The 6243-nt window shown below is 64.3% G+C and carries 7 protein-coding genes and 1 pseudogene; 5 read left to right on the top strand and 3 right to left on the bottom strand.

Annotated features, from left to right (window positions below; translation table 11 throughout):
* Nucleotides 1-137, top strand: a pseudogene (locus tag EN925_RS41660) (PepSY domain-containing protein); the annotation flags it as partial.
* Between the two features lie 153 nt (nucleotides 138-290).
* Nucleotides 291-773: a hypothetical protein gene (locus EN925_RS18490; RefSeq protein ID WP_164753774.1), complete on the top strand. Its 483-nt coding sequence runs from the start codon at nucleotides 291-293 to the stop codon at nucleotides 771-773.
* 3 nt (nucleotides 774-776) lie between these two features.
* Here the strand turns inward: EN925_RS18490 and EN925_RS18495 are convergent, their stop codons facing one another.
* The gene (locus tag EN925_RS18495; protein ID WP_063172136.1) at nucleotides 777-2666 is read right to left on the bottom strand and encodes a murein L,D-transpeptidase; all 1890 of its coding nucleotides are present in this window, start codon (nucleotides 2664-2666) and stop codon (nucleotides 777-779) included.
* Between the two features lie 210 nt (nucleotides 2667-2876).
* Nucleotides 2877-3623 carry a 3-oxoacyl-ACP reductase family protein gene (locus EN925_RS18500; protein WP_013531692.1) on the bottom strand — a complete coding sequence of 249 codons (747 nt, stop codon included), beginning with the start codon at nucleotides 3621-3623 and terminating at the stop codon, nucleotides 2877-2879.
* A 99-nt stretch (nucleotides 3624-3722) separates the two neighbouring features.
* On the opposite strand from EN925_RS18500, the gene EN925_RS18505 reads away from it, so the two are divergent.
* Both EN925_RS18505 and EN925_RS18510 read left to right on the top strand, forming a co-directional pair.
* Entirely contained in the window at nucleotides 3723-4337 is a 615-nt protein-coding gene (locus tag EN925_RS18505) for a TetR/AcrR family transcriptional regulator (RefSeq protein WP_128336785.1), read from the top strand.
* A gap of 55 nt (nucleotides 4338-4392) precedes the next feature.
* A complete protein-coding gene (locus EN925_RS18510; RefSeq protein ID WP_013531694.1) occupies nucleotides 4393-4788 on the top strand; it encodes a rhodanese-like domain-containing protein in 396 nt (131 codons plus the stop codon).
* Nucleotides 4789-4801: 13 nt separating this feature from the next.
* Here EN925_RS18510 and EN925_RS18515 read toward each other — a convergent pair whose 3' ends face one another.
* On the bottom strand, nucleotides 4802-5710 hold the full coding sequence (locus EN925_RS18515; RefSeq protein ID WP_027161593.1) for an alpha/beta fold hydrolase: 909 nt from the start codon (nucleotides 5708-5710) through the stop codon (nucleotides 4802-4804).
* Nucleotides 5711-5757: 47 nt separating this feature from the next.
* Here EN925_RS18515 and EN925_RS18520 point away from each other — a divergent pair, with 47 nt between their 5' ends.
* Entirely contained in the window at nucleotides 5758-6210 is a 453-nt protein-coding gene (locus EN925_RS18520) for a MarR family transcriptional regulator (protein WP_013531696.1), read from the top strand.
* Nucleotides 6211-6243: the final 33 nt, after the last annotated feature.

Genomic DNA, 6243 nt, shown 5'->3' on the forward strand with positions numbered 1-6243 from the left:
AGGTCGAGCAGCGCGACGGCTTTCGCTATGTGGACGAGGTCGACTGGGACAGCGGCGCCTACACCGTCACCTATTACACGGCGGACAAGGCGAAGGTCGAAATCACCTATGATCCCGTGACGGCGGAGCCGAAATAGGGACGTTCCGACGCGAATTCGTTCTCGGCTGCGTCACAGGCTCCCGGCGCCAACTTCGGCGATCGCCCTGGCGCGGGCGCCTCCCCTTGCGTCAGTCGTGCTTTGATGGCTGACTGTCATTTCCTGGAATAGCTCCGGGCGCCGCATTGGGGGATGGGGATGGCGACGGCAAAGCACGTGATGAAGCGCATATTGATGATGTTGGCCGGCTACTTCGTATCGGTGCTGGTCGGCCTGATCGCCATCGCGGTGATCTATGGCGTGCTCAGTTCCTTGCCCAATGCGCCCAACTATTTCGACGTCATGGGCGTTTCGCCGATCGCGGTGCTGCTGGTGCCGCCGCTCGGCATGTTCGTCTATTTCCTGACCATCGTGGTGACCGCGCTGCAGACGTTGATCTTCGCGCTGATCGCCGAGTTCTTCTCGTTGCGCAATGTCCTGCTGCACATGGTTTTCGGCGCTGGCGCCGCAGTCGGCGGCTTCGCCTTGATCTGGCCGAGCGCACCGGAGGACATGGACCCGGAGCGTTGGGTCGACATCGGCATCATTGCCGCTGCCGGCCTTGTCGCCGGGTTGCTCTATTGGCTGATCGCCGGGCGCGACGCCGGCTTCCGACGGCCGCTGTTCGAGCGCTAAAAATCAACTCGAAGGCGAACGCACCGCCTCCGTGGCATCCAGGGCCTGCTTCAGCCGCGAGTCGCGGTCGTAGACGTCGCCGAAATATTCGACCTTGCCCGACAGATCGGGCCATGCGGTGAAATAGGCGACATAGACCGGGATCGTGCGTGTCACGTTCTCGGTCGCGTGGCCGTGCTTCAGCTTTTCGGCGATATAGTCCACGGAGGTGCCAAGCACCGCCGCCGCCATGCCGCGCGGATCCTGCAGCCGCACGCAGCCATGGCTGAGCGCGCGCATATCGCGCTGGAAGAACGATTTCTGCGGCGTGTCGTGCATGTAGATCGCATGCTTGTTGGGGAACAGGATCTTCAACTCGCCCAGCGCGTTGGCCTCGCTCGGCTGCTGGCGCACGCTGTAGGGGATGTTCGAGCCATAGGCGCCCCAGTTGACCGCCGACGAAGGAATGCGCTTGCCGCGCGAATCCGTCACCTCATAGCCGGACCGGTCGAGATAGCCCGGATCGTTGCGCAATCTCGGCAGCATCTCGTTGACGATGATCGACTGGGGCACGCCCCAATAGGGATGGAAATCGACCTGCTTGATCTGGTCGTAGAAGAAGGAGGTCTGGTTGGTGGTCCGGCCAATGACGGCACGCGTCTTGAGCTTTTCCTCGCCATTGTCGATGTAGCTCGCGGTGAAGGCCGGCTGGTTGATGAAGACGCGCGGGCTGCCGAGATCGGAGGGCAGCCAGCGCAGTTCCTCCAGCGCCACTTCCACCTTCAGCAGCTTGTCGGCCTTGGATGTTCCGGCCAGCGTCGCGACGGTGCGCGGGCCGATGACGCCGTCGCCCTTCATGCCTGCCTTCTGCTGCACGGCCTTGATGACCGGGACCAGTTCCGGATCATAGACGTCGCTGGTGGCCAGCCTGGACAGGACCTCGCCATAGGCGCCGCCCATCTCGTCATCGAGATTGCGCGCGATCAGGGTCAGCAGCTTCGGCAGTTCGGGGCTGGTTTCGCCCGGCTTCAGCAGCAGTTTGGGGTCGACGACGATTTCGTTTTCCGCACTGGCCTGCAGCGCTTCCAGTTCGACGCGCAGCGCCTGGTATTCCGCATTCTGCGGGTGCCGCGATTCGAGATAGGTGCGCACCTGCTGGGTATGAGCCAGCGTTTTCAGCACGCCTTGCAGATCGAGCGGCTTGGCCGGGAAATCATAATAGCCGGTCATGCGGTTGGGATCGACGCGGCCGTTCTGGGCGTCGTGGGCATAGCGCAGCACACGCGCCGAAAGCGCCATCTCGAAACGGACGAGTTCTTTCAGTTGCGCATTGGCATCGGTCGACGATGCGCCGGCAGCGGGCACTTCGACCGTATAGTCGGCGGGCGTGAGGCCATAGCTTGAAGCCTCGCCAAGCACCCGCACCGCATCCTGCGCACGGCTGTTGAGGCTGGTTCCGCTTATCCAGATGAAATCCGGATTGGCCGAGTAGTACGCGATCAGCGCCTTGGCGATGTCGGGCTCGGCTAAGAGTTCGTAGTCGCCCAAGCTGGCAACCGCATCACGAAACGCGGCACCCGTAGCCGACGGGACGAAGGCGGCGTCCTGCGGTGTCGCCGGCGCCGGCGTCGCGGCCAATGCCGAGAAGTCGACGCGAACCAGCCGGTCGGCCTTGTAGGTGTAGTAGGACGGGCTGCTGATCTTCACATTGCCGCCGCCGCCACCGGACACTTTCGGCTTTGGCTTGTTCTTCGGTGGCGGGGGCGGAAACTCGCCTTTCGGCGCATGCCTGACGCCGCCGCCGAAAAGCATGTCGAAGAGCCCCTGCGCGCCTGCCTGGGGTACACCGAAAGCCAGCGTCGCCGTGATTGCCATCAGCGGCATCACGGTTGCTTTGTTTCCGAGGAATTTCATGAATCACCCGCTCCGGCCGCAACCGGTTCCCGTTCCGCACGCTCGATCGTCCCGCTCACCGCATGGCGGATGTAAGGCGCGACTATACTGATTCATACCGATTTCGTTAAGCTTTCATAAATTTTGGAAAGCCTGTTGCAGAACGGTTTCACAAGATCGTGACGGCTGGAGCGGAGGGTGGTTCCGCCCCAGCCGGAAATCCCCGCGGGATCAGGCGTTGGCGCCGCCATCGATGGTCAGGGCAGCGCCGGTGACGAAGCGGCCTTCCGGGCCTGCGAGCCAGGCGACCATGCCGGCAATGTCGTCGGCCTTGCCGAAGCGCGGCGTTGCCATCTTCCGGCGCTGATGCTCGGCATGCGGGCCGTCGGCCGGGTTCATGTCGGTGTCGGTCGAACCGGGGTGGACGACATTGGCGGTGATGCCGCGCGGGCCGAGGTCACGCGCCAGCGCCTTGGTCAGGCCGACCAGCGCCGCCTTGCTGGCTGAATAGGCCGTGAGGCTGCCGTCGGTCGCCCGCTCGGCAAGGTTGCTGCCGATCGAGATGATGCTGCCGCCCTCACCCATATGGGCGGCCGCGGCCTTGGAAGCGATGAACGGGGCCCGGAGATTGACCTCCATGGTCTCGTCGAAATCGGCGAGCGACAGCGTGTCGATTGGGGCGGCGCGCCAGATGCCTGCGCTGTTGACCAGGATGTCGAGTCGGCCAAAGGCGGTTACGGCGTCATCGACTGCCTTGTCTAGGGCGACCGCATCGCGGTTGTCGGCCTTGATCGCGATGGCGCGGCCGCCCTTGGCCTCGATCTCGGCGACGACAGCGCGGGCCTGTTCCTCGCCATGCACATAGGTCAGCGCGACGCTGGCGCCATCGGCCGCCAGCCTCCGCGCAATCGCCGCGCCGATGCCGCGACTGCCGCCGGTGACGAGCGCGGCCTTGCCGTTCAATCTGCTGGAAGACATCGAATTCTCCTTTTATGTAATGATCGATACATAAATATCTGTCAGCCTTGCCCGCTGGCGTCAACTGAATTATGTATCGATCAACACAGAAAGAGCGTCATGTCGGAACGAGGCCGTCCCCGCACCTTCGATCGAACCGCGGCCCTGCGCCGCGCGATGCAGGTGTTTTGGGCGCGTGGTTACGAAGGTGCATCGATGAGCGAGCTGACCGCCGCCATGGGCATCAACTCGCCCAGCCTCTACGCTGCCTTCGGCAGCAAGGAGGCGCTGTTCCTGGAGGCGACGGATTTTTACTCGCACACCGAGGGTGCCGACATCTGGCTGGCATTGGACGAGGCTCCGACCGCGCGGCAGGCGATCGAACAATTCCTGTGCCTGACGGCGAAAGCCTATGCGCAGAGCGATCGCCCGCAGGGCTGCCTGATCACGCTGGGCGCACTGCATCAGGATTCGAGCCGCGGCGCCATCTGCGACGATCTGCGCCGCCGTCGTGCCGAAAACCACACCGCCCTGCAAAAACGTCTGGAGCGCGGTATTGCCGAAGGCGAATTGCCGGCGGATTTCGACGCGAGCGCTGCCGCGACCTTCTTCGCCACGGTCCAGCACGGCATGTCGATCCAGGCGCGAGACGGCGCCTCGCACGCTGCCCTGCTGGCGACGGCTGCCGGGGCCATGGCTGCCTGGCAGACGTTGGCCGGCGGCAACGCGGCGTGACAAACGCCGGCTGGTGTGCTCGAAATCCGCCAGCAGGGCCGGGAGGGACGAGAGCGTGAAAAAGGGTTATCGCGAGCTGCTGGACGAGGCGAACGCCGTGATCGAGGTGGTTTCGCCGGAGGAAGCGGCCGGGCTGCTCGACGATGAAGACACCATCTTCGTCGATCTGCGCGATCCACGCGAAGTGGAACGCGACGGCCGGATTCCGGGCGCCAAGCATGTCACGCGCGGCATGCTGGAATTCTGGATCGACCCCGAAAGCCCTTACCACAAGCCGTTCTTCGCCTCGGGAAAGAGCTTCGTGTTCTTCTGCGCCGGCGGTTGGCGCTCTGCCCTGGCCACAAAGACGGCGCAGGACATGGGGCTTTCGCCGGTCAAGCACATCCTCGGCGGCTACACCGCCTGGAAGGCCGCCGGACTGCCGGTCGAACCCGGCGAGAAGAAGAAATAATCTCGACCGCCGCTCAATGCAGCAGCAATGGCTCGCGATGCGTCACGAAGCCGACCGCGCGTTCGACCACGCCCTTGTCGGCAAGAATGCGGCGATGGCCAAGCCCGTCGGCCCAGTAGAGCCGCACATGGCCGCCGGCGCCGGCATAGCGCCTTGCGTGATCGGCCGAGACTTCGCGGTCGTCCGGCGCGTGGATGACCAGGGTCGGCACCGGTGCCTGGGCGAGCTGGCGGTCGCCGGTGAATTCGTGCAGCGGCCGGCCGGAAAGATGCTCGACCCGGTCCGCCATGGCGGCTTGCGAGCGCGGGCCGACATTCAACATATGACTGAAGTCGGCAAAGATCGCCGGCAGGGAACTTGGCGCCGCGATCAGCACAAGGCGTCCCGCCGCCAGCGGCGGGATGTTCTTGACCGAGCCCGCGATGGCATTGGCGGCGACGGCGCCGCCGAAGGAATGGCCAACCGCCGCCGCGAACGGGCCGAACCATTCGCCGGCAACCCGCACCGCATCCACCGCATTGACCATGTTCAGGCGCCGGCCCTGCGACTGGCCGTGGCCAGGCAGGTCGAGCGAAACGACCCTGTAGCCGGCGGCGCGATAGCCTTCGATCAAGGCGCGCATATATTCGGTGCGCGAGCGCCAGCCATGGACGACGAGCACCGTGCCGACGGCCGCCCTGCCCGGCTCGGGCCGGAACTCGTGCACCATGACGCAGCCGGTCGCGGTCTTCAGCCGGTGATGACGCGCCTCGGTCATGAACCCCGTCGCACGCTCGACAGCGCGGCGCTCGCCATCGCTGAGCGCCTTGACATTCGGGGTGCGGCAGAACAATTCGAACGCCGCGCGTCCGCTGAGCCGTGGCGCGACACGCTCTGCCGCACCGAACACGCCCCGGATGACCTTCAGCCCGAATGATGCCATAGTGAGAATCCATCCATACGTTCAAGCATGAACATAATAGTTCAAAGATGAACAATAAACAAGAGCTGCCTTGGGACAACCCGCGTTTCCGCAACTGGGTCGCGGTGGCGCGCGCCTGCCATGTGCTTGAGCGCACGCTGGCGGTGAAACTTGCGCCGCTCGATTTGAAACCGGCGCAGCTCGACGTGCTGATGAACCTCTATCGCCACCCCGGAATGTCGCAGCACGATCTTGCCCGCAAGTTGCTCGTCGGCCGCTCCAACATCACCATGCTGTTGCCGCAGCTGGAAGCGCGTGGCCTGCTGCGCCGCGAGGGTGATGAGAAGGACAAGCGCATCTTGCGTCTCGCCCTGACGGAAGCCGGCGAGGCGCTGCTGATGCAGGCGCTGAAAGTGCATATGGCGCTGATCGAGAAGGCGATGAGCCAGTCGACGCCGGAGCAATGCGACATGATCGGCGAGCAGATGCGCAAGATCTATGATGTGCTGAATGAGGCTTGAGCGCCCTTCAGCCCAACCCTACCACATCGTCTT

Source organism: Mesorhizobium sp. M7A.F.Ca.US.006.04.2.1 (genome assembly GCF_004022915.1).
In the GTDB taxonomy this organism is placed as follows: Bacteria; Pseudomonadota; Alphaproteobacteria; order Rhizobiales; family Rhizobiaceae; genus Mesorhizobium; species Mesorhizobium ciceri.